The organism is Streptomyces sp. NPDC097981, from assembly GCF_040302565.1.
Taxonomy (GTDB): domain Bacteria; phylum Actinomycetota; class Actinomycetes; order Streptomycetales; family Streptomycetaceae; genus Streptomyces.
Genome location: NZ_JBEORW010000020.1, coordinates 78,117 through 100,027, shown reverse-complemented (window position 1 = coordinate 100,027; position 21,911 = coordinate 78,117). Strand labels below are relative to the sequence as shown.

Below are 21,911 nucleotides of genomic sequence, written 5' to 3'. Positions count from 1 at the left end.
CATGACCGAGCTCGTGGAACACGGACACCTGTTCATCGGCGGGGAATGGACGGATCCGCTGGGCACCGACACGATCGAGATCGTCTCCCCCCACACCGAGCAGGTCATCGGCAGCGTCCCCCACGCCTCCTGCGCGGACGTGGACCGCGCGGTCGCCGTCGCGCGGAGGGCCTTCGACGAGGGCCCCTGGCCCCGGATGTCCCTGGACGAGCGGATCGCCGTCGTCACCCGGATCAAGGACGCCATCGCCGTCCGGCACGAGGAGATCGCCCGCTCGATCAGCTCCCAGAACGGGTCCCCGTACTCCTGGAGCGTCCTCGCGCAGGCGCTCGGCCCGATGATGGTCTACGACGCCGCGATCCAGGTCGCACGCGCCTACCCGTACGAGGAGCACCGCCAGGGAGTGCTCGGGCCGATCCTGGTGCGCCGGGAGCCGGTGGGCGTGGTCGCGGCCGTCATCCCGTGGAACGTGCCGCAGTTCGTGGCCGCCGCCAAGCTCGCGCCCGCGCTGCTGACGGGGTCGACGGTGATCCTGAAGCCGTCCCCCGAGTCGCCGCTGGACTCGTTCATCCTCGCCGACATCGCGCGGGAGGCGGGGCTGCCGGAGGGCGTGCTGTCGATCCTGCCCGCCGACCGGGAGGTCAGCGAGTACCTGGTCGGCCACCCCGGAGTCGACAAGGTGGCCTTCACCGGCTCCGTCGCCGCCGGCCGGCGCGTGATGGAGGTCGCCGCCCGCAACCTGACCCGGGTCACGCTCGAACTCGGCGGCAAGTCCGCCGCCGTGATCCTGCCCGACGCCGACCTGGAGTCCACCATCGCCGGGATCGTCCCGGCGGCCTGGATGAACAACGGGCAGGCCTGCGTGGCCCAGACCCGGGTGCTCGCGCCGCGCAGCCGGTACGAGGAGGTCGCCGAGGCGCTCGCGGCCGCGGCCGGCGCGCTGGTGGTCGGCGACCCGCTGGACCCGGCGACACAGCTCGGGCCGCTGGTGGCCAGGCGGCAGCAGCAGCGCTCGCTGGACTACATCCGGATCGGGCAGGAGGAGGGGGCGAAGGTCCTGGCGGGCGGCGGCCGCCCGGCGGGGCTGGAGCAGGGCTGGTACGTGGAGCCGACGCTCTTCGGGGACGTGGACAACTCGATGCGGATCGCCCGCGAGGAGATCTTCGGACCGGTCGTCTGCCTGATCCCGTACGGGGACGAGGCGGAGGCGGTACGGGTCGCCAACGACTCGGAGTTCGGGCTGAGCGGCAGCGTCTGGACGGGGGACGTCGAGCACGGCATCGACTTCGCCCGGCAGGTGCGGACGGGCACCTTCAACGTGAACACCTTCAGCCTGGACATGCTGGGTCCGTTCGGCGGCTACAAGAACAGTGGTGTGGGGCGGGAGTTCGGGCCCGAGGGGCTGAGCGAGTACCTGGAGCACAAGATGATCCACCTGCCGGCGGGCTACGCGACGGGCGCGTGACCGCCGTGGGTGACCGGTGGCACGTGGAGGTGGACCGGGGCGTCTGCATCGGCTCGGGGATGTGCGTGAACCACGCACCGGAGGGCTTCGCCCTGGACTCGGCGCGCCAGTCGCATCCGCGGGACCCGGAGACGGACGCGAACGAGCCGGTCCTGACGGCGGCGGAGGGCTGCCCCGTGGAGGCCATCATGATCACCCTGGCGGGGACGGGAGAGGCGGTGTTCCCGCCGGAGGAGTAGGGGGCGGGGCGGGGGTTGGGGGCGGAGTCCGTGTACTCCGCGGCGCGCATCCGGGCGGGATACCGGGGGCGGTGTTCCGGTCGGCCGGGATCAGGGAGTGTCCGGGGGCGTCCCGCCAGTCCACTGTCCTTCCGGTTCGGTCCGGGCCGTCAAGGGCGCTCCTCCTCGTTCCTCGTCGTCGCGTCGCTTCGCGATGTCGCTGCGCTCCACCCTTGACTGCCCGGCCCGCCCCGGAATGCCAAAGACTGTCGGGAAGCCCCCGAAGGATGGCCGGGAGGTTCAGATTCAGGAGCGGGCCCGTCAGAGACCCAGGGCGCGTATCCCTGTCATCCGCACCCAGCCCCGCCAGGGCCACCAGGCCGGAGCGAGGTGGTCCGCGGGGAAGGCCCGTCCCCCTCAAGGGCCCGCATCCACCCCATCCCGCACCCAGATGGGGCCAACCTGCACCAGACAGCGGCGAGAAGCCCACCGGGACCCGTGCCGGCCCGCGGACGCATCAAATCGCTACGCGCTCCTCATTGCTCGGCGTCCGACGGCCGTCCGGGGCTGATACCCGCACCCAAAGGACGACCACGGCGAGGCGAGGAGCGCGTGGGCGCATCAGATCGCTACGCGCTTCGCCCGGCTTGGCGTCCGGCGGCCGTCTGAGTCCGGTCGACAGGGGGGAGGCAGGGGAGGATCGTGGGCAGGGAGGTAGGGATGACCCCTGGCTGCATCTTCAGGGGAAGGCGAAGCCATGAACGGACCCATCCGGCCGGCTCTTGTCGGGGCCCTTGTCGTCTCACTGGCCGGACTCTTCCCGGCCGCCCACGCCGTGGCGGCCCCTCCGGCGGCCAGCACGTGCACGATCACTGCCGGCCCGAAGGAGGGAACGGTGACCCTCCATGTCTCCGGTTTCCGTGGCGACCTGCGGGTGACGGAGACGAGCGGCAAGTACAACAAGATCATCCACAAGGGCACGTCGGAGATCCCGGGGCTGCCGGAGGGCTCCTACACCGTCGAGTGGAGCAACGCGACGACGCCTGACGAGAACCAGCACACCGTGTGTACGGGGGAAACGGGCACCTCGACGGACCAGAACGAGAACCAGTACCGAAGGGGCTTCCAGCAAGGCCTGAAGGACACTCTTGAAGCCTGCAAGAAGAATCAGCCGCAGCACCTCACGCAACCCAACCCGGACTGGCAGGCCGGCTACGACAAGGGCGCCGAAACCGCCCTCAACAGCAAGCGCTGCGCGGCCTGACGTCGACGCACCCAGAGACGGTCTTCCGGCCGTCGTGTGGTGCGGGTGTCAACCCCAGACGGCCGCCGGACGCCGAGCAATGAGGAGCGCGTAGCGATCTGATGCGCCTACGGGCCCGGGAGGGGCCTCTGGTCGTCGTGTGGTGCGGGTATCAGCCCCGGACGGCCGTCGGACGCCGAGCAATGAGGAGCGCGTAGCGATTTGATGTGTCCGCGGGCCGGCACGGGTCCCGGTGGGCTTCTCGCCGCTGTCTGGTGCAGGTCGGGTCCGCCCGGGTCCGGTAAAGAGTCGGATGCGGGCCCTTGAGGGGGCTGGCCCGTCCCCGCGGCCCCGGCGCCGTCCCGGATCGATGGTCCTGGCGGGGCTGGGTGCGGATGACAGGGACTCCTGACCGGGAACTCTGACGCGGGGCCGCTCCTGAATCTGAACCTCCCGGGCCATCCTTCGGGGGCTTCCCGACAGTCTTTGGCATTCCGGGGCGGGCCGGGCGGTCAAGGGTGGCCGAAGGCCATCGCGAAGCGACGCGACGACGAGGAACGAGGAGGAGCGCCCTTGACGGGCCGGACCGACACGGAAGGACAGTGGACTGGCGGGACGCCCCCGGACCCTCCCTGATCCCGGCCGACCGGAAAACCGCCCCGGGAGTTCCGCCCGCCCCTCGCGACCCCGAGCCCACGGACCCCGCCCCCGCCCCCGGCGTCCCGGCCGTCCCGCCCGGCGCAGCGCGTGCAGCCCGCCCCGCATCCGCGCGTCGGTTCAGGCCTTTTCCCGGGGTGCCGTCATGTCGATCAGGCGGCAGACCGTCTCGATGTCGATCTTGACCTGGGCGATCGAGGCGCGGCCCGAGAGCCAGGTGATCAGCGCCGAGTGCCAGGTGTGCTCGATCACCCGGACCGCGGAGAGCTGCTCCGCCGTCGGCGGGGCGTCCAGGCCCATCGCGTCCAGGATGATCGCCGTGGTCAGCCGGGACACCGTGTCCACCTCGGGGCTCACGCTGCGGTCCGCGAACGTCAGTGCGCGGACCATCGCGTCGGCGAGGTGCGGCTCGCGCTGGAGCGCGCGGAAGGCGCGCATGAGCGTCTCCGCGACCCGGGCCGCCGGCTCCTCGCCCGCCGGGGGCCGTTTGCGCAGCGTCGTGTGCATGTGCTGGAGCTGGTCCTGCATCGTGGCGACGAGCAGGTGCACCTTGGAGGGGAAGTACCGGTACAGGGTGCCCAGCGCGACCCCGGCCGCCTCGGCGACCTCGCGCATCTGGACGGCGTCGAAACCGCCCCGGCTCGCGAGCTGTGCGCTGGCGTGCAGGATCCGGCGGCGGCGCGCCTCCTGGCGCTCCGTCAGGGGAGGGGACGCCGTCGTGGCGACGGCTTTCACATCCGCTGTCATCTGTCCCGTTCCATGGCGTTCCGTGTCGTTGCGGTGCTGATTTCCGGGCCGTTCGCGTCGTGATCGGCAGCCAGCATGCCAGCCGCCGAAGCCGTGGCGCGAATCACCTGCTCCGCCTCTTACGGTGTGGTTTCCGGCCGGTAGATTCAATGGTCATCGACGGATCAAGTCTGAAACTTGTTCTACATTATGCGAGCGGTTACGCTCCGGCGAAAGTGCAGGGAGAAGGGGGCCGAGAGTGACCGCTGAGGCCATGGTGACGAGCCCTTTCGCGGGTTCCGCCACCGACGGCGACCGCCCGTTGCGCATCGCACTCCTCACCTATAAGGGGAACCCGTTCTGCGGCGGTCAGGGCGTCTACGTCCGGCACCTCTCGCGGGAGCTCGTGAAGCTGGGCCACTCCGTCGAGGTCATCGGCGCGCAGCCGTACCCGGTCCTCGACACCGGCGCCACGCTCACCGAGCTGCCGAGCCTCGACCTGTACCGCCAGCCCGACCCGTTCCGTACGCCGAAGCTCGACGAGTACCGGGACTGGATCGACGCGCTTGAGGTCGCCACCATGTGGACCGGCGGATTCCCCGAGCCGCTGACCTTCTCGCTGCGGGCCCGGCGCCATCTCGCCGCCCGCGCGGGCGAGTTCGACGTCATCCACGACAACCAGACGCTCGGGTACGGCCTGCTGGCCGACCTCGGTGCACCGCTGGTCACCACCATTCACCACCCCATCACCGTCGACCGCAAGCTGGACCTGGCCGCCGCCAAGGACCGCCGCAGGCGGGCCTCCGTACGGCGCTGGTACGCCTTCACCCGCATGCAGGGGCGCGTCGCCCGCCGGCTTCCCTCGGTGCTGACCGTCTCCGGATCCTCCAAGCAGGAGATCGCCGAGCACCTGGGCGTGCGGGACGAGCGCATCCACGTCGTCCACATCGGCGCCGACACCGACCTGTGGTCGCCCGACGCGTCCGTCGCCGAGGTACCCGGGCGGATCGTCACCACCTCCAGCGCCGACGTCCCGCTCAAGGGGCTCGTGCACCTCGTCGAGGCGCTCGCGAAGCTGCGGACCGAGCAGCCCGAGGCCCACCTCGTCGTCGTCGGCAAGCGCGCCGAGCAGGGTCCGGTCGCCCGCGCGATCGACTCGTACGGGCTCCAGGACGCGGTCCGCTTCGTCAAGGGCGTCACCGACGCCGAGCTGGTCGACCTGGTGCGCAGCGCGCAGGTCGCCTGCGTGCCCTCGCTGTACGAGGGGTTCTCGCTGCCGGCGGCCGAGGCGATGGCCACCGGCACCCCGCTGGTCGCCACCACCGGCGGTGCCATCCCGGAGGTCGCGGGGCCCGACGGCGAGACCTGCCTCGCGGTGCCGCCCGGTGACGCGGGCGCGCTGTCCGCCGCGCTGGGCCGGATGCTGGGCGACCCGCAGCTGCGGGCCCGCCTCGCCGCCGCCGGACGCGAGCGGGTGCTGTCCCGGTTCACCTGGGCCAGAGCCGCCGAGGGCACCGCCGCGCACTACCGGGCCGCCATCGAGCAGACAGCCGGCCGCACCGGCCGCGCGCGGTGACCTTCCGCTCCGTCCCACGCTCCCTCCACCTTCCCCACCCCCTTCACTCCCGCGACCGCGAAGGCAGGACCCCGTGCTGACCGTCGATTTCTCCCGGTTCCCGCTCGCCGCAGGCGACCGTGTGCTCGATCTGGGCTGCGGCGCCGGCCGGCACGCCTTCGAGTGCTACCGGCGCGGCGCCCAGGTGGTCGCAGTCGACCGCAACGGCGAGGAGATCCGCGAGGTCGCCAAGTGGTTCGCCGCGATGAAGGAGGCCGGCGAGGCTCCGGCCGGTGCCACCGCCACCGCGATGGAGGGCGACGCGCTGGCCCTGCCCTTCCCCGACGAGTCCTTCGACGTGGTCATCATCTCCGAGGTGATGGAGCACATCCCCGACGACAAGGGCGTGCTCGCGGAGATGGTCCGCGTCCTCAAGCCGGGCGGCCGCATCGCCATCACCGTGCCGCGCTACGGCCCGGAGAAGATCTGCTGGGCGCTGAGCGACGCGTACCACGAGGTCGAGGGCGGCCACATCCGCATCTACAAGGCGGACGAGCTGCTCGGGAAGATGGCGGCCGCGGGCCTGAAGACGTACGGCACCCACCATGCCCACGGGCTGCACTCCCCGTACTGGTGGCTCAAGTGCGCGTTCGGCGTCGACAACGACAAGGCGCTGCCGGTGAAGGCGTACCACAAGCTCCTGGTCTGGGACATCATGAAGAAGCCGCTGGCCACGCGGCTCGCGGAGCAGGTGCTCAACCCGGTCATCGGCAAGAGCTTCGTGGCGTACGCGACGAAGCCGCACCTGCCCGTCGGCGCGGCGAAGTGAGCTCGCCCGGACGCACCGAACGCCTGGTCCTGGACGGTGTGCTGACGGCAGAGGAGGCCGCCGGGACGGTGGCCGGCATCCTCGCCGCGCAGCGCTCCGACGGGGCCATCCCGTGGTTCCGCGGGCACCACCTCGACCCGTGGGACCACACCGAGGCCGCGATGGCGCTGGACGCGGCGGGCGAGCACGAGGCGGCGGAGCGGGCGTACGACTGGCTGGCCCGGCACCAGAACGCCGACGGCTCCTGGTACGCGGCCTACGCCGACCGGCCGGACGGGGTGGACACCGCCGAGCCGCAGGACGCGGGCCGCGAGAGCAACTTCGTCGCGTACATAGCCGTCGGCGTCTGGCACCACTACCTGGCCACCGGCGACGACCCGTTCCTGGACCGCATGTGGCCCGCCGTCTACGCGGCGACGGAGTTCGTGCTCGGACTCCAGCAGCCGGGCGGCGAGATCGGCTGGAAGCGCGAGGCCGACGGCACGCCCGTCACGGACGCGCTGCTCACCGGCTCCTCCTCGATCCACCAGGCGCTGCGGTGCGCGCTGGCGATCGCCGAGCACCGCGAGGAGCCGCAGCCGGACTGGGAGCTGGCGGCCGGGGCCCTCGGGCACGCGATCCGCCGGCATCCGGAACGCTTCCTGGACAAGTCCCGTTATTCGATGGACTGGTACTACCCGGTGCTGGGCGGCGCGCTCACCGGCGCCGAGGCGCAGGCGCGGATCGAGGAGCGCTGGGACGAGTTCGTAGTCCCGGGGCTCGGGGTGCGCTGCGTCCTGCCGAACCCGTGGGTGACGGGCGGGGAGTCCTGCGAGCTCGCGCTCGCCCTGTGGGCCGTGGGCGAGTCGGACCGGGCGCTGGACATCCTGCGCTCGATCACGCACCTGCGCGCGGACAACGGCATGTACTGGACGGGCTACGTCTTCGAGGACAAGGCGGTGTGGCCGGTCGAGCAGACGACCTGGACGGCCGGGTCGCTGCTGCTCGCCGTGGCCGCGCTGGGCGGCGACGAGGCGACCGGGGCGGTGTTCGGGGGGCTGGAACTGCCGTCCGGACTGGAGCCCGACTGCTGCGGATAGGCCGGGCGCGGGCCGGGAAGGCCGGGCGGGCCGCCGCGGACGGCAGTCTGCCCGGACGGGGATGCGGGGAAACCCGAACGGGTCCCCCAAGTGGCGCAGCGCCGGGACCGGGGTGACGCTGCGGGGGACACCTCACTCCCCGGAGGAAACCGTGTCCATACCCAGTATCACCCGATTCCGCCGCGCCTTCACCGCGCTGCTCCTGTCCGGTGCGCTGCTCGCCGGCGCCACCGCCTGCGGCAACGGGGGCGGTGGCGGGGGCCGGAGCGAGGACGTGGCGGCCCTGTCCGTGCCCGCGGCGCCGAGCGCCGCCGCGGTGGAGGCGGCCGAGGCGTGGCAGGCGACGGAGGCGGCGGAGGTCGCGGCCCTCGCCGAGCCCACGCCCACCACCTCGGCGGAGAGGCAGAAGTTCGCCAAGGCGCGCTTCGTCGCCAACGTGGGGCTCGCGGCCGGCGCGACATACCAGTGGATCATCAAGCCGTACCGCGAGGGCAAGTTCAAGAAGGGTGCCAACGGCCGTACGTTCGCGCTGGTCAAGGCCGGTCTTGCGGGCGCCCTCGCGTACAACCGGCTGAAGGCGGCGGCGGACAACGCCAAGGGCGACCCGCTGCTGTCGAAGGCGATCGCCCCGCTGACGGCGGGCATCGCGTCCCTCAAGGGCCTGGGCGCGAAGCTGCGTACGGGCGATGCCGACGCCGCCGACCTCACTTCCCTCCAGGACGTCATCACCGGCGTCAAGAGCGCCGGCCAGAGTGCGGGTGCCACGGTGACCGACAAGGTCCCGAGCCTGTCCCAGCTGAGCGGGGGATGACCCTTCGTACGCCGCGGGCCGGACGGGCAGCGTCGCCCGTCCGGCCCGTCCGTCAGGTGTTGAGGTCAGCCAGGACGCGCAGGGTGTGCGGGTCCGGGGCCGTCAGGAGCAGGTCGGTGACCGGTCCCTCCCGCCACAGGTCGAGGCGCTCGGCGATCCGCTCGCGCGGCCCGATCAGTGAGATCTCGTCGGCGAACGCGTCCGGGACGGCGAGGACCGCCTCCTGCCGGCGCCCGGCGAGGAACAGCTCCTGGATGCGGCGGGCCTCTTCCTCGTAGCCCATCCGGCCCATCAGGTCGGCGTGGAAGTTGCGGGCCGCGTGGCCCATCCCGCCGATGTAGAAGCCGAGCATCGCCTTGACGGGCAGCAGCCCCTCGGCGACGTCGTCGCAGACCTTGGCCCGGGCCATCGGGGCGATCATGAACCCCTCGGGCAGTTCGGTGAGGGAGGCCCGGTAGGCGTCCGTGCGGGTCGGAGACCAGTACAGGGGCAGCCAGCCGTCCGCGATCCGGGTCGTCTGGGCGATGTTCTTCGGGCCCTCCGCGCCCAGCAGGACCGGCAGGTCCGCGCGCAGCGGGTGGGTGATGGGCTTGAGCGGTTTGCCGATGCCGGTGCCGTCCCCGCCGCGGTACGGGTGGCTGTGGAAGCGGCCGTCGAGGGTGACGGGCCCCTCGCGGCGCAGCACCTGGCGGACGACGTCGACGTACTCGCGGGTCGCGGTGAGGGGGCTCGCGGGGAAGGGGCGCCCGTACCAGCCCTCGACCACCTGGGGGCCGGAGAGGCCCAGGCCGAGCATCATCCGGCCGCCGGAGAGGTGGTCCAGGGTGAGGGCGTGCATGGCGGTGGCGGTGGGGGTGCGGGCGGCCATCTGGGCGATCGCGGTGCCGAGGCGGATCCGCGAGGTGTGCGCGGCGATCCACGTGAGCGGGGTGAAGGCGTCCGAGCCCCAGGCCTCGGCGGTCCACACCGAGTCGTAACCGAGGCTCTCGGCCTCGGTGGCGAGGTCGAGGTGGGACCGGTCGGGGCCGCGGCCCCAGTAGCCGAGTGCGAGTCCGAGGCGCATGTACGTCCCCTCCGCGATGCCGAAGTGCCGCCACAGCCGCATCTGACGATGCGTCAGGCGACTGTAGGGCAACGGCCCCCCGCCCGGAAGGGCGGGGGGCCGTCGAGGGGTTGCACCGGCGGGCCGGCGCGGGGTCAGCCGCGCTGGATGCCCGAGGTGTCGTTCAGGACGCCGCGGCGGCCGTCCTGGGTCTGGGCGATCAGCGTGGCCGGGCCCCGCTGGTCCACCGCCAGGTACCAGGTGCCCGGCGCGAGTTCGGCGATCGGGGTGGGGGAGCCGTCCTCGGGGAAGAGGGGGCGGGCCACCGGGACCGCGAACCAGAACGGGGTGAAGTCCGAGGCCGGGGAGGGCGCCCCGTCCTGCGGGCCCGGAGCCGGAGCCGCGGCCGGGGTCCCGCCGTACGGCGGGACCGGCTGCGGGGTGGCCCCGTACGGCTGCGGCTGCTGGCCGCCCGGGTAGCCGTACCCGGCGCCGCCGGGCTGCGGCTGCGCCCCGTACGGTGCGGGGGCGGCGGGCCGCTGCTCCGGCATCAGCGGGCCGGCGAGCGCCGGGACCTTCTCGCCCGCGACGGCCACGCCGGCGAGCGCGAGGGTGGCGAGGAAGGCGAGGATGCAGCCCGGGCCGAGGTCGGCGCCGCTCGGGCTGGTGATCAGGGACCAGAGGGAGGACCAGGCGGCTGCGACCGCGAGCACCATCCCCCACGCGGCCAGCGGCAGGCCCGCCAGCTTGCGGGTCTCCGGCTGGAAGCGGGAGGCGATGATCAGACCGGTCGCGATGAAGGCGAGCAGGAAGATCGTGGGAAGCGCCAGACGGTACACGTCGGTGTCCCACACGCTCGGCAGGTCGAGGCCGGTCGCGGAGTAGAAATCGAGGAACGAGGCGATGAACAGCAGCGCCGCTGCTCCGATCACCACGCCGTCGCCTCGAGTGAGGGAGCGGATGTTCACGTCTTAGGTGTCCTTCTCGGTCTCGGTCGTCTCGTGGTGCCGCGGTCGCGCACATGCAGGAGCGGGGCGGGCGGGACCATGGTACGGAGGTTCCCGGCGGCCGAGAGGGTCGGGGCGGCAGGCTGTCCCCGAGGGACTACCCGCCCAAGAAGCCGACGATGCCGTCCGCGATGCCCTGGGCGGCCTTCTGCCGCCACTCCGGACTCGTCAGCAGCGCCGCGTCCTTGGCGTCACGCATGTTGCCGCATTCGATGAACACCTTGGGCCGGGTTGAGAGATTGAGTCCGCCGAGATCGTCGCGCACCACCAATCCCGTTCCGCTGCCGAGGTAGTTGGCGGGGGCCGAGCCGGTGGTCCGGGCGAAGTTCGAGGCGATCCGCTCGCCGAGGTCCCGCGAGGGGCCGACGATCGGGGCGGTGTCCGCGGCGCCGCCCTTGACCTTGGCCGGGAGGATGACGTGGTACCCGCGATTGCCCTCGGAGACGCCGTCCGCGTGGACCGAGACCACGGCGTCGGCGGCGGCCTCGTTGCCGATGCGGGCGCGCTCGTTGATGCAGGGACCCCAGGGGCGGTCGGCCTCGTGGGTCAGGACCACCTTGAGGCCCCTGGCCTCCAGGACGGTACGCAGCCGGCGGGACACGTCGAGGGTGAACTCGGCTTCCATGTAACCGGCGTTGGTGGTGGTGCCGGTGGTGTCGCACTCCTTGCTGGCGGTGCCGATGTCGACCTTCTGGTCGATCTCGGAGGTGTGCTTGAAGTTGCCGGTGTTGTGCCCGGGGTCGATGACCACGGTCCGGCCGGCGAGCGGGTTGACGGCGGGGGCGGCGGGGGCGGTGGAGCTCGGGGTGGCCGGGGCCTGCGGGGTGGCCGCGGTGCCCGTGGCGGAGGCGGCCGGCATCACGATCCGCGGCGGGCGGGCGTCGTCCGCCCCCGCCCCGGTCGTCACCTGGACGAGGACCCACCCCGCCAGGGCGGTCGGGGCGAGCACGGCGGCCCCGACGGCGAGGGCGGAGCGGCGCGCGAACCACCGCCGCTCCAGGCTGACCGAGGAGGCGGACTCGGGGGAGGGGGGACTGTCGTCGTAGCGCACATCGCGATGCTAGACCGGCGGGCGGCCGTCGGCGCGGACCGTGAGCCAAACGGGGGCATGGTGCGGTTATCCACTTATATGCGCTGATCAGCCATGTGCCAGGACCGGCCGGTCAGCCCCCGACCCGGGCAGCCACCCCGCCGCGGCCGGTCTGCCCGGCAGGGGTCAGACGCCCGGGGCGATGCGGCGCAGGACGCGCAGGGAGTCCGTCACCGAGACCTCCTCGAAGGCGCCGGAGGCGAGGGCGCGCAGGTAGATCCGGTACGGGGCCTGGCCGCCGTCGGCCGGGTCCGGGAACACGTCGTGGATGACGAGCGTGCCGCCCTCGGCGACGTGCGGGGCCCAGCCCTCGTAGTCCCCGGTGGCGTGCTCGTCGGTGTGCCCGCCGTCGATGAAGACGAAGCCGAGCTTGCCGCCCCAGGCCGCGGCGACCTGCGGGGAGCGCCCCACGATCGCGATGACGTGGTCTTCGAGGCCCGCCTTGTGCAGGGTGCGCCGGAAGGTCGGGAGGGTGTCCATCAGGCCGACCTCCGGGTCCACGACCGACGGGTCGTGGTACTCCCAGCCGGGCTGCTGCTCCTCGCTGCCCCGGTGGTGGTCGACGGTGATCGCGGCCACCCCGGCCTCACGGGCCGCGTCGGCCAGCAGGATCGTGGAGCGCCCGCAGTACGTGCCGACCTCCAGCAGCGGCAGCCCCAGCGCCCCGGCCGCGGCGGCGGCCTCGTACAGGGCCAGGCCCTCGCGTACGGGCATGAACCCCTTGGCGGCCTCGAAGGCGGCGAGGGTGTCCGGCTTGGGGGTGGCGGGGGCGGCCATGGGGTTCCTCCTGAGCTGCGCGTGGTCGGCCCATGCTGCCCTACCGCCCGGTAGGCCGCCATGGCCGGGGTGCCTCCGGCCGGAGGGTGAGGGCCGGCGGGCGAACAGCCGGGACAGGCCTGCGGACCCGCTCGCCCTCCGCCCGTTCGTGTGTGGCGAGTCCCGCGGGGCGTCGCGGTCGCACCCGCGGCGAGGGCGCCGACCACGTCGTGCCGGGCGGCCGGCGTGATCGCATCGTGGCGCCGGGCACCCGGTCCGCCTGCTCGACGATCCGGCGCCGCTCGCCCTCACGGCGGCAGCGCCGGTGCCTTCTCTGCCTTCGCGGGCGGCCTCTCGGTATGATCCGCCTCCCCATCCGGGGAGGGGCAGGGGGCAGGACGGTATGGACGCTTGGGGTCGACGGACCCGGCGTACGTGGGGCCGTTCCGGGTGGTCGGTGTGCTGGGGCAGGGAGGTATGGGCCGCGTGCTGCTGGGCGCCGGGCCGGACGGGCGGCTCGTCGCCGTCAAACAGGTGCACGAGCGGTTCGCCCGCGACGACGGGTTCCGCGCCCGGTTCCGGCGCGAGGTGGCGGCTTCGCGCCGGGTGTCCGGCGCCTACACCGCGGCGGTGATCGACTCCGACGCGGACGCCGCCACGCCGTGGCTCGCCTCCGTGTTCGTGTCCGGGCCTTCGCTCGGCTCCGCTGTGGAGTCTGCGGGAGTGCTGTCCGAGGAGCCCTTGCGGCGCCTCGCGGCGGGACTGGCCTCGGCGCTGGCGGAGATCCACCGGGAAGGGCTGATCCACCGGGACCTCAAACCGGACAACGTGCTGCTCGCCGAGGACGGCGTACGGGTCGTCGACTTCGGCATCGCACGGGCGGTGGACGGCGAGGGCAGCACCGGGCTGACCCGGACCGGCTGGGTGATCGGCTCACCCGCGTTCATGTCGCCGGAGCAGGCCGAGAGCCGGGAACCGACCCCGGCCGCCGACGTGTTCTCGCTCGGCTCGGTGCTGGTCATGGCGGCGACCGGCAACAGCCCGTTCGCGGGGGCCTCGACCCTCCAGACGCTGTACGACGTCGTGCACGCCGTACCCGACCTCAGTGGTGTCCCGTCGGGGCTGCGCCCTGTCGTCGAGCGGTGCCTGGCCAAGGACCCGGCCGACCGGCCGACCGCGGCCGGACTGCTCGACCTGCTCGGACCCGTCGCCCCCGCCGGCCGGCAGTGGCCACCCGCCGTGCACGCGATGGCGTCCGCGCAGCGGGCGGAGATCGACCGGCTGCTCGGTGGCGGGGCCCCAGCGGCCGCGCAGGCGCCGGAGCCCGAGCCGCAGTCGGAGCCGCAGCCGCACGCGGAGCCGGGTCCAGAGCCGGATCCCGGGCCACGGCCGGAGCAGCGCCCGGACCCGGACGACTTCTCCGAGCGGGCCACCGAGGAGGCGGATCCTGGTGTCGCGCCGCAGGTGTCACGGGCGCGCCCGGGCCCGGGTTCCCGGGGCAGGGCCGCATGGGCGGCCGGCGCCGTGCTGGCGGTCGGCATCGCCGTCGTGGCCGCGTCGCTGTGGCTGAAGGATCCGGGCGGATCCCCCAAGGGCAAAGCGGCGGCGACCGCGTCCTCGACCGGAGCCACGGGCTTCGGCACGTACACGCAGATCCCCACCTGCGAGGAGATGGCAGGGAAGTTGCCCAAGGGGCGGACCGTGGCCAAGGACCGCCACACCGAGCAGACCAACTGGGCGCAGACCAGCTGCGTCTGGCAGGCTGCAGGCCCCGCCGAGCCGCCGACCGAGGTGGTGCTGTGGGGCCTCCTGCTCAGTGGCTACGGAGTCGACGACGCGTCCGACGAGCAGCAGCGCCGCTTCAACACGGCATGGCGCAACGACGGCATGAGGGAAACCGGTCTCGGCGTCGGTGGCGAGGCCTACTGGACGGACAAGGGATCCAAGACCGCATGCGCTCTGGCCGTCCGCGACCGCAACCTCACCGTCAACGTGACGCATGCGATCGAGACCGGCTCCCGGTCGTCCTGCGAGCAGGACGCCAAGGCCCTCGCCCGGACCGCGCTGGCGGCCGTCCCGCACTGACCCGCCCTGGAGGCGGCCTATGCGGAGACCGGTACGAGCTGCTCCTGGAGGAGCATCTGCGCCGCCTGGTCCACGAGGTGCCGCATGACGGGCAGGTGTTGTTCGTGTCCGCCGAGGTCGGTGAGCAGACCGTGGGCCTCGATACGGAAGGCGTCGAGCTCCGCGGCGTACGGACGGAGCACGTCCGGCGCGAGGAGGAGGCGGGTGAGTTCCGTGCGCGCCTGCTCGGAATGCCGTGCGGCGGCGCACCAGCCGAGGAGCTCCTCCCGGGCCCGCGGGGTGGGGGCGTCGTCGAGGGCGCAGGTGAGCAGGTAGGTCACCGTCCCGTTGAGGAGGTCCTCATTGCGGCCCGACAGGACGTCTTCCTGATCGTTGAATATTTGCCACAGTATGCCGAATATGTATCCGAACTCCCGCCACAACTCCACTCTCTCGTCACTCGCGCCCGACAATATCGCCGCCATCGCCGTGATCATCGAGTAGGGACCGCCGGATTTCCCGCGATAGGCCGTGATGACGGAGTTCCGAGTGGCGTTCTCGACGTCTCCGTCCATATCGCTCAGCTGCCCCTCGACACCCACTGCCCAGCCGGTCGCGAGCTCCGCCGTCAGCGCGCCCTGGACCGCAGCAGGCACCGGGAGCGACCGGATGATCTGGATCGGGAGCACCGCTCCGCTGAGCACCGAGGCCAGTAGCGCCTCGTTCTGGTCCAGGCTGACGGAAGCGGGCGTTCCGTGACCGTCGGCCAGGTCATCGAGGTAGCAGGCCGAAGTCCACCACAGCAGGTGCACGGCGGACAGCGGGACGGCCGGTCCGGGATCGCCCGTCTCGATGGCGTGCACCATCATCGGGAGCACGGACAGGGGGTGCCGCATTTTTTGATGCCGGAGGAGTTTGCTCACCGCGTTCTTGGCGGCGCTCGTTCCCGAGGCGGGGGCGAGCCTCAGAAGAGCAGCCTCCATTTCCTTCTCGATGTCGAAGGAGACTTGCCGGTGCAGGTCCACGTACGTGAAGGAATTCACGGGTGATTTCCGTCCTGGAGGTGAATGTGGGTGGCGTGAACGCCCCAGATTGGATCAGTTGATACCGAGGGTATCTAGAGCGATTTCCGGCCACGTCCGGTTCACCTCCCTGCCGGTTCGCGGCGGGGTGCGTCGCACTCGAACCACACCGTCTTGCCGGTGGCCGTCGGCTCCGCGCCCCAGCGGTCGGTCACGGCCTCGACCAGGAGCAGCCCCCGCCCGCCCTCGCCGAGTTCACCGTCTTCACCGCGCGCCACGCGCACCGGGTCCGGGCAGCAGTCCGTCACCTCGACCCGCAGCCCGTCCGGCCCGCACAGGATGAGCACCGAGCAGCCCCGTCCGGGAACGTGCCGGACGACGTTGGCGACCAGCTCGGTCAGCGCCAGCTCCGCAGCCTGGGTCAGCCCGGACAGGCCCCAACTGGCCAGGTAGATCCGCAGGATGCGCCGCATGTGCCGGGCGGAGTGCTCACCGACGGTGAAGCCCATCCGGTAGCTCTCGCCAACTTCGGTTGCCGAGTACTCAGTTACGTGATTCACGACATCAGGGTGGAGCGATCTGGTTACGCTCGGCTACGGACCGAAACGAACGCCGCACGGTGTGTACTTGGGGGTGACCGCTCCATGGTCAACATCCGCGATCTCGACCCCAGCGCCTCCCCGCTGGACTACTACGGCGCGGAACTGCGCCGCCTGCGGGAGGAAGCCAAGCTGAAACAGGGGCAGCTCGGGGACATCGTCTTCTGCACGGCCTCCCTGATCGGACAGATCGAGACGGCGAGGAAGGTCCCGACCCGGGACTTCTCGGAACGGGTGGACGCGGCACTCGGCACGGACGGGATGCTCTCCAGGCTGGTGGGGCTGGTGCTGAGGAGTCAGCTGCCGCACTGGTTCCAGGCGTACGCGGAGATGGAGGTGCGGGCGACGTACATCTCCAGCTACCAGGCGCAGTTGGTCTACGGGCTGTTGCAGACGGAGGAGTACGCACGGGCGGTGCTTAGTGCTGGCTGGTCGGACAAGCTGGATGAGGCTGTGGCCGCGAGGCTGGATCGACAACGCATCTTGAGCAGGGCCCGGCCACCTCTGGTCTGGGTGGTGCTGGATGAGGCTGTGCTGCATCGGCCGTTCGGTAGTTGTGAGGTGATGCGGAACCAACTGGACCACTTGTTGGGCTTCCGCGATAAGCGTGAACTCCGAATCCAGGTCCTCCCTTTCAGCGCTGGCCAACACCCCGCTACGGTTGGGTCGTTCAACGTCCTCAGGTTCGAGGGCGACCCGGATATCGTCTATGCCGAGAGCTATGGATCGGCCAACGTGACCGCAAACCCGGACACGGTCAGGGACTGTGCGCACCGTTACGATCATTTGCAGGCTGCGGCCCTCTCTGTGGAGGACTCTGCGGCACTGATCGCCTGCGTACGGGAGGAACGTTATGGGGACCAATCAGGACCTGGCAGCCGCCCAGTGGCGTAAGTCGAGCTACAGCGGCGGCACAGGCGGTGACTGCGTCGAGTGCGCCCCCCTCGGCGGCGCCGCCTGGCGCAAGGCCTCGTACAGCGGTGACACCGGCGGCGAGTGCGTCGAAGTCGCCGCGCAGCCCTGCCGGATCGCCGTGCGGGACTCCAAGAACCCCGACGGGCCCGCCTTCACCGTGAGCCCCGCCGCTTTCACCACGTTCGTGCGCGGGCTCTGAGTGAAGCCGTTGGTGGCGGCCGACCCGGAGGTGGCCGGTCCGTACCGCCTGCTGGCCGAGCTCGGCCGGGGCGGTATGGGCCGGGTGCTGCTCGGCGCCGCACCGGACGGGCGGCTCGTCGCCGTCAAGCAGATCCACGCACACCTCGCCGCCGACGACGACTTCCGGGTCCGGTTCCGGCGGGAGGTGGCCGCCTCCCGGAAGGTGTCCGGAGCCTACACGGCCGCCGTGATGGACGCCGACGCCGACGCGGCGGCGCCCTGGCTGGCTTCCGTGTTCGTGACGGGGCCATCGCTCGGCGCGGCCGTGCAGGAGGTCGGCCCGCTCCCCGAGGACGCCGTACGCCGGCTCGCGGCCGGACTCGCGACGGCGCTGATGGAGATCCACCGGGTGGGCCTGATCCACCGGGATCTCAAGCCGGACAACGTGCTGCTGGCCGAGGACGGCATCCGGGTCATCGACTTCGGGATCTCACGTGTGGTCGAAGGTGAGGGCGCCACGGAGCTCACCCGGACCGGCTGGGTGGTCGGCTCGCCCTCGTTCATGTCGCCCGAGCAGGCGGAGAGCCGGGAACTGGCCCCGGCCAGCGATGTGTTCTCGCTGGGCTCCGTGCTCGCGCTGGCGGCGGCCGGGCACAGTCCGTTCGCAGAGAGCTCGACGTTCCAGACGCTGTACAACGTCGTGCACGCCGAGCCCCGACTGGACGCAGTTCCGGCGGGACTGCGGCCGCTGATCGAGCGATGCCTGGCCAAGCGGCCGGAGGACCGGCCCACCCCGGCGCAACTCCTGGAGCTGATCGGTCCGGTGCTCCCGGCCAGGCGCCCGTGGCCGCCTGCCGTGCACCGGTTGATCGCGGCCCGGGGAAGCGACATCGGGCGGCTGCTGGGCGGCCCGGAGGCCGAGTCGGAGCCGCTGCCGGACGTCGTACCGGAGCCCGTGACAGCTGCCGCCCCGGCCCCCGCCATCCCGGCCCCCGCCGTCCCGGTGCCCGCCCCCTCGGTCCCGGTGCCCGCTGCACCGCGACCGCGCAGGCGTGTGGCCCTGCTCGCGGCGTTCGTGCTCGTGGCCGGCCTCGGCGGCGGGGCGTACGCGCTGTGGGGTGGCAACGGGAACGACGGGAACGACGGGAACTACAAGAGGCTGGGTACCTGCGAAGAGCTCACGTCGAAGATGCCGGCGGGCCGCAATGTCTCCCAGGACGGCCGAACCGGGGGCTCGTCCGGCGCGCGGACGACGTGCGAGTGGCCGACCGTGGGGGCGAGCGGTCGTTACGCGATGGTCCAGTGGGACCTGGCGCCCGATGTCGCGGCCGCGGAGAAGGAGTATCCGGAGCCCTACGCGTACGAGAAGACCCAGGTCTACGACTGCGTCGTCAAGATGCGCGACAGCAATCTCGGTGTCACCGTGCGCCTCGGCACCCCGCAGGACGGATCGTCGGACTGTGAGGGCGACGGCAAGAGCCTGGCCCGAGCCGCCCTGGGGAAGTGACGCCCCCGATAGGATCCCCTCGCGTTCAGGGGTGGGGACAGGGGGGACAGCGGGTGGAGGAATCGCAGGCTGACCAGCCCGTGACCGTGGGGCCGTTCCGGACCGTCGCGGTGCTCGGCCAGGGCGGGATGGGCCGGGTCGTGCTGGGGGTGGCGCCGGACGGGCGGCTCGTCGCGGTCAAGCAGGTGCACGCCGAGCTGCTGGCCGAGGACGAGGGGTTCCGGGCGCGGTTCCGCCGCGAGGTGGACGCCTCGCGGCGGGTGGCCGGCGGCTACACCGCGGCCGTGATCGACGCCGACCCCGACGCGGAGGCGCCCTGGCTCGCCTCGCAGTTCGTGCCCGGGCCCTCGCTGGGCCAGGCTTTGGAGGCCACCGGGCCGCTGCCCGAGCAGGCGGCGCGCCGGCTGGCCGCCGGGCTCGCGCACGCCCTGGCCGACGTGCACGGAGCCGGGCTGATCCACCGGGACCTCAAGCCGTCCAACGTGCTGCTCGCTGAGGACGGCGTACGGGTCATCGACTTCGGCATCGTCCGGGCGGTCGGCGACCAGACCCGGATCACGCACGACGGCTCGCTGATCGGGTCGCCGTCGTTCATGTCCCCCGAGCAGGTGCTGGGGCAGGAACTCACCCCGGCCAGCGACGTGTTCTCGCTCGGCGCGACCCTCGTCACGGCCTGCACGGGCAGACCGCCGTTCGCCGGGAGTTCGGTACCGCGGATCCTGCACGAGGTCGTCAACGGCGAACCGGACCTGAGCGGCGTACCGGCCGGCCTGCGCGAGGTCGCCGCCCGGTGCCTGGCCAAGGACCCGGCCGACCGGCCGACCCCGCGCGAGCTGCTGAGCACGGTCGGCGGGCTGACGCCGTCGGCGCGGCCGTGGCCGGAAGCGGTGAACACGCTGATCCACGACCAGCTGGTCGTGACGGGCGCGCTGCTGCGCCAGGCCACGGCCGACACGCCTCCCGTCCGCCGCCGACGGCCCCGGCCGCTGATCGTGGCCGTGGCCGTGGCCGGTGCGGCGGCCTTGGCCGTCGTCGGGCTGACCGTGGGGCGGCCGTACCTCGTGGATACCTACCGCGAATTCGTATCGGATGTCCGGTCGGCAGGGCTGGCGCAGAAGCAGGACAAGTACCCGGCGATGCCCCCGTCCTGTGCACAGGTCCGGGACAAGGTGCGCGTGCCGTCCGGTTTCGACCAACCGGACGGGTTCGGGCCGGTCGAGGAGTCCGGCTCGGCCTATGCCCGCTGCACCTGGACCAACCGGACTGGTGACGAGATCGAAGCGGAGTGGACGTTCTTCGCGACCGGCAAGGGCGAGGGCACCGGGGCCGAGCGGGCGAAGCACCGCCTTGAGATCTTCAACGAACCCGGCGAGACCCGGCGCGACATCAACCTCGGGTTCGCCGACGAGGGTCTGTGGCAGCCGCCGCCCAAGGACGCCCGGTTTCCGAACTGTCGTCTGTACGTACGGGACGTCAACATGGTGCTCCACGTCTCGGTGACGGGCCCCCGCTACCCGACCGGCAAGTGTGCGGCCGTCACGCGGGAGGTCGCCGCCTCGGTCGTGGAGTCGGTGGGGAGCTGATGAGACCGCTCAGGGAGTCCGATCAGGCCACGGCGGGACCGTACCGGCTGCTCGCCGAGCTCGGCCGGGGCGGCATGGGCCGCGTGCTGCTCGGCGCCGCACCGGACGGACGGCTCGTCGCCGTCAAGCAGGTGCACGCCCGGCTCGCCGACGACGACGGCTTCCGGGTCCGGTTCCGGCGTGAGGTCGCCGCCTCGCGGAAGGTGTCCGGCGCCTACACGGCGGCCGTCCTGGACGCCGACCCGGAGGCGGACGCGCCCTGGCTGGCCTCGGTGTTCGTGGCCGGGCCTTCGCTGGGGTCCGCGGTGGAGAGCGCCGGGGCGCTGCCCGAGGAGACCGTACGAAGGCTCGCCGCGGGGCTGGCGACGGCCCTCGCCGAGATCCACCGGGCCGGGCTGGTGCACCGGGACCTCAAGCCCGACAACGTACTGCTCGCCCGGGACGGGGTACGGGTGATCGACTTCGGGATCGCACGGGTGGCCCGGCCCGGCGAGGTCACCGAGTTGACGCAGGCCGGGACGGTGATCGGCTCGCCCGCGTTCATGTCGCCCGAGCAGGCCGAGGGCCGTGAACTGACCCCGGCGAGCGACGTGTTCTCCCTCGGGTCGGTCCTGGCCCTGGCCGCGACGGGCCGCAGTCCCTTCGCGGCGCCGACGGTGGCGCTGACCCTGTACAACGTCGTGCACACCGAACCCGACCTCCTCGGCCTCCCGCCGGGTCTGCGCGGGCTCGTCACCCGGTGCCTGGCCAAGGATCCGGCGGCCCGGCCGTCCCCGGCGGAGATCCTGGGCCTGACCGGAGCGGCCGACGCCACGCGGTGGCCGCCCGCCGTCGAGCGGATGGCCACCGCGCAGCAGGAGGAGATCGACGGGCTGCTCCGGGACCCGGACGGCACGGATCGCGCGCTCGGGGGCCCGGACGTGGACCCGGACGCGGCGACCGCGACCGCGGCGGCGGTCCGCCCGGAGCGGGCCCACGCGCCGCGCGGCCGGCGGCTGCGCCTGCGCCCGCGGAACCTGATGCTGGCCGCAGGCGTCCTCGTGGCGGCCTGGGCCGGGGTGACGTACGGATTGCGCGCGCTGGAGGAGCCGCCGCCGGTCGAAGCGGACCGGTATCTGAGCGTGCCGCTCTGCACGGAGGCGGCCGAGAAGCTGCCGCTGCCGCAGCAGGAAATGCGCCAGGCCGGCGACAACAGGTCACCGGTGAAGTCGTACGTGGCCTGTAACTGGGTGGCGGCCTTCGACGCGTTCGCCGGCGAGGAGGAACCGAAGCCGCACGCGTCCGTCAGCTGGTCCGTGGAGCGCAGTGGCCGCGTCCCGGGCAGCGGGGCGGAGCGCACGCGGTCCGACCTGGGCAGCGGGCGGCCCGAAACCGGTCTCGGGGTGGGGGACGGCGCGCGCTGGTCGACTCCGATGACCGCGCAGACCTGTGCGCTGAGCGTGAGCGACGGCAACCTCCTGGTGCAGGTGGCCCTCGGCGGTGCCGGGCATCCCGCCGCGACCTGCGAGAGCGAGGCGAAGGAGATCGCCCGGGCCGCGCTGGCGGCGATGCCCCGCTGAATCC

20 protein-coding genes are annotated in these 21,911 nt (G+C 72.5%); 13 read left to right on the top strand and 7 right to left on the bottom strand.

The annotated features are described in order from the left end of the window. Position 1: 1 nt before the first annotated feature. From ABTY04_RS20640 to ABTY04_RS20630, 3 genes are all read left to right on the top strand, one after another. The gene (locus ABTY04_RS20640) at positions 2 to 1,465 is read left to right on the top strand and encodes an aldehyde dehydrogenase (protein ID WP_352214786.1); all 1,464 of its coding nucleotides are present in this window, start codon (positions 2 to 4) and stop codon (positions 1,463 to 1,465) included. 5 nt (positions 1,466 to 1,470) lie between these two features. Next, positions 1,471 to 1,704 carry a ferredoxin gene (locus ABTY04_RS20635; RefSeq protein WP_352214838.1) on the top strand — a complete coding sequence of 78 codons (234 nt, stop codon included), beginning with the start codon at positions 1,471 to 1,473 and terminating at the stop codon, positions 1,702 to 1,704. A gap of 736 nt (positions 1,705 to 2,440) precedes the next feature. Further along, positions 2,441 to 2,947 carry a hypothetical protein gene (locus ABTY04_RS20630; protein ID WP_352214785.1) on the top strand — a complete coding sequence of 169 codons (507 nt, stop codon included), beginning with the start codon at positions 2,441 to 2,443 and terminating at the stop codon, positions 2,945 to 2,947. Between the two features lie 756 nt (positions 2,948 to 3,703). Here ABTY04_RS20630 and ABTY04_RS20625 read toward each other — a convergent pair. Further along, entirely contained in the window at positions 3,704 to 4,330 is a 627-nt protein-coding gene (locus ABTY04_RS20625) for a TetR family transcriptional regulator (RefSeq protein WP_352214784.1), read from the bottom strand. 238 nt (positions 4,331 to 4,568) lie between these two features. Between ABTY04_RS20625 and ABTY04_RS20620 the strand changes: the two genes are divergently transcribed. The 4 genes from ABTY04_RS20620 to ABTY04_RS20605 all read left to right on the top strand — a co-directional run bounded on the left by ABTY04_RS20620 (position 4,569) and on the right by ABTY04_RS20605 (position 8,583). Further along, a complete protein-coding gene (locus tag ABTY04_RS20620) occupies positions 4,569 to 5,885 on the top strand; it encodes a glycosyltransferase family 4 protein (protein WP_352214783.1) in 1,317 nt (438 codons plus the stop codon). A gap of 73 nt (positions 5,886 to 5,958) precedes the next feature. Further along, positions 5,959 to 6,693 (top strand): class I SAM-dependent methyltransferase, encoded by a 735-nt coding sequence (locus ABTY04_RS20615; RefSeq protein ID WP_352214782.1) that lies wholly within the window; start codon positions 5,959 to 5,961, stop codon positions 6,691 to 6,693. Beyond that, a complete protein-coding gene (locus ABTY04_RS20610; protein ID WP_352214781.1) occupies positions 6,690 to 7,772 on the top strand; it encodes a prenyltransferase/squalene oxidase repeat-containing protein in 1,083 nt (360 codons plus the stop codon). The genes ABTY04_RS20615 and ABTY04_RS20610 overlap by 4 nt, the downstream gene beginning before the upstream one ends. A 157-nt stretch (positions 7,773 to 7,929) precedes the next feature. Beyond that, positions 7,930 to 8,583 (top strand): hypothetical protein, encoded by a 654-nt coding sequence (locus ABTY04_RS20605; protein ID WP_352214837.1) that lies wholly within the window; start codon positions 7,930 to 7,932, stop codon positions 8,581 to 8,583. Between the two features lie 52 nt (positions 8,584 to 8,635). Here the strand turns inward: ABTY04_RS20605 and ABTY04_RS20600 are convergent, their stop codons facing one another. The 4 genes from ABTY04_RS20600 to ABTY04_RS20585 form a co-directional block, all read right to left on the bottom strand. Then, on the bottom strand, positions 8,636 to 9,646 hold the full coding sequence (locus ABTY04_RS20600) for an LLM class F420-dependent oxidoreductase (RefSeq protein WP_352214836.1): 1,011 nt from the start codon (positions 9,644 to 9,646) through the stop codon (positions 8,636 to 8,638). 134 nt (positions 9,647 to 9,780) lie between these two features. Next, complete coding sequence (locus tag ABTY04_RS20595; RefSeq protein ID WP_352214780.1) at positions 9,781 to 10,593, bottom strand: hypothetical protein; 813 nt, start codon at positions 10,591 to 10,593, stop codon at positions 9,781 to 9,783. A 136-nt stretch (positions 10,594 to 10,729) separates the two neighbouring features. Beyond that, a complete protein-coding gene (locus tag ABTY04_RS20590; protein WP_352214779.1) occupies positions 10,730 to 11,683 on the bottom strand; it encodes an N-acetylmuramoyl-L-alanine amidase in 954 nt (317 codons plus the stop codon). Positions 11,684 to 11,848: 165 nt separating this feature from the next. Then, positions 11,849 to 12,499 (bottom strand): class I SAM-dependent methyltransferase, encoded by a 651-nt coding sequence (locus ABTY04_RS20585; protein ID WP_352214778.1) that lies wholly within the window; start codon positions 12,497 to 12,499, stop codon positions 11,849 to 11,851. A gap of 390 nt (positions 12,500 to 12,889) precedes the next feature. Between ABTY04_RS20585 and ABTY04_RS20580 the strand changes: the two genes are divergently transcribed. After that, positions 12,890 to 14,563 (top strand): serine/threonine-protein kinase, encoded by a 1,674-nt coding sequence (locus ABTY04_RS20580; protein ID WP_352214777.1) that lies wholly within the window; start codon positions 12,890 to 12,892, stop codon positions 14,561 to 14,563. Positions 14,564 to 14,580: 17 nt separating this feature from the next. Here the strand turns inward: ABTY04_RS20580 and ABTY04_RS20575 are convergent, their stop codons facing one another. Together ABTY04_RS20575 and ABTY04_RS20570 are read right to left on the bottom strand one after the other, a co-directional pair. Then, positions 14,581 to 15,585 (bottom strand): polyprenyl synthetase family protein, encoded by a 1,005-nt coding sequence (locus ABTY04_RS20575; RefSeq protein WP_352214776.1) that lies wholly within the window; start codon positions 15,583 to 15,585, stop codon positions 14,581 to 14,583. Positions 15,586 to 15,686: 101 nt separating this feature from the next. Beyond that, complete coding sequence (locus ABTY04_RS20570) at positions 15,687 to 16,124, bottom strand: ATP-binding protein (protein WP_502996681.1); 438 nt, start codon at positions 16,122 to 16,124, stop codon at positions 15,687 to 15,689. Between the two features lie 84 nt (positions 16,125 to 16,208). Here ABTY04_RS20570 and ABTY04_RS20565 point away from each other — a divergent pair, with 84 nt between their 5' ends. The 5 genes from ABTY04_RS20565 to ABTY04_RS20545 are packed head-to-tail and all read left to right on the top strand — an operon-like array spanning position 16,209 to position 21,907. Beyond that, on the top strand, positions 16,209 to 17,057 hold the full coding sequence (locus tag ABTY04_RS20565) for a helix-turn-helix domain-containing protein (RefSeq protein WP_352214775.1): 849 nt from the start codon (positions 16,209 to 16,211) through the stop codon (positions 17,055 to 17,057). Then, positions 17,017 to 17,277: a DUF397 domain-containing protein gene (locus ABTY04_RS20560; protein WP_352214774.1), complete on the top strand. Its 261-nt coding sequence runs from the start codon at positions 17,017 to 17,019 to the stop codon at positions 17,275 to 17,277. The genes ABTY04_RS20565 and ABTY04_RS20560 overlap by 41 nt, the downstream gene beginning before the upstream one ends. A gap of 12 nt (positions 17,278 to 17,289) precedes the next feature. Beyond that, on the top strand, positions 17,290 to 18,765 hold the full coding sequence (locus ABTY04_RS20555) for a serine/threonine-protein kinase (RefSeq protein ID WP_352214773.1): 1,476 nt from the start codon (positions 17,290 to 17,292) through the stop codon (positions 18,763 to 18,765). A gap of 53 nt (positions 18,766 to 18,818) precedes the next feature. Continuing rightward, positions 18,819 to 20,348 carry a serine/threonine-protein kinase gene (locus ABTY04_RS20550; RefSeq protein ID WP_352214772.1) on the top strand — a complete coding sequence of 510 codons (1,530 nt, stop codon included), beginning with the start codon at positions 18,819 to 18,821 and terminating at the stop codon, positions 20,346 to 20,348. After that, positions 20,348 to 21,907 (top strand): serine/threonine-protein kinase, encoded by a 1,560-nt coding sequence (locus ABTY04_RS20545; protein ID WP_352214771.1) that lies wholly within the window; start codon positions 20,348 to 20,350, stop codon positions 21,905 to 21,907. Before ABTY04_RS20550 ends, ABTY04_RS20545 begins: the two co-directional genes overlap by 1 nt. Positions 21,908 to 21,911 lie beyond the last annotated feature (4 nt).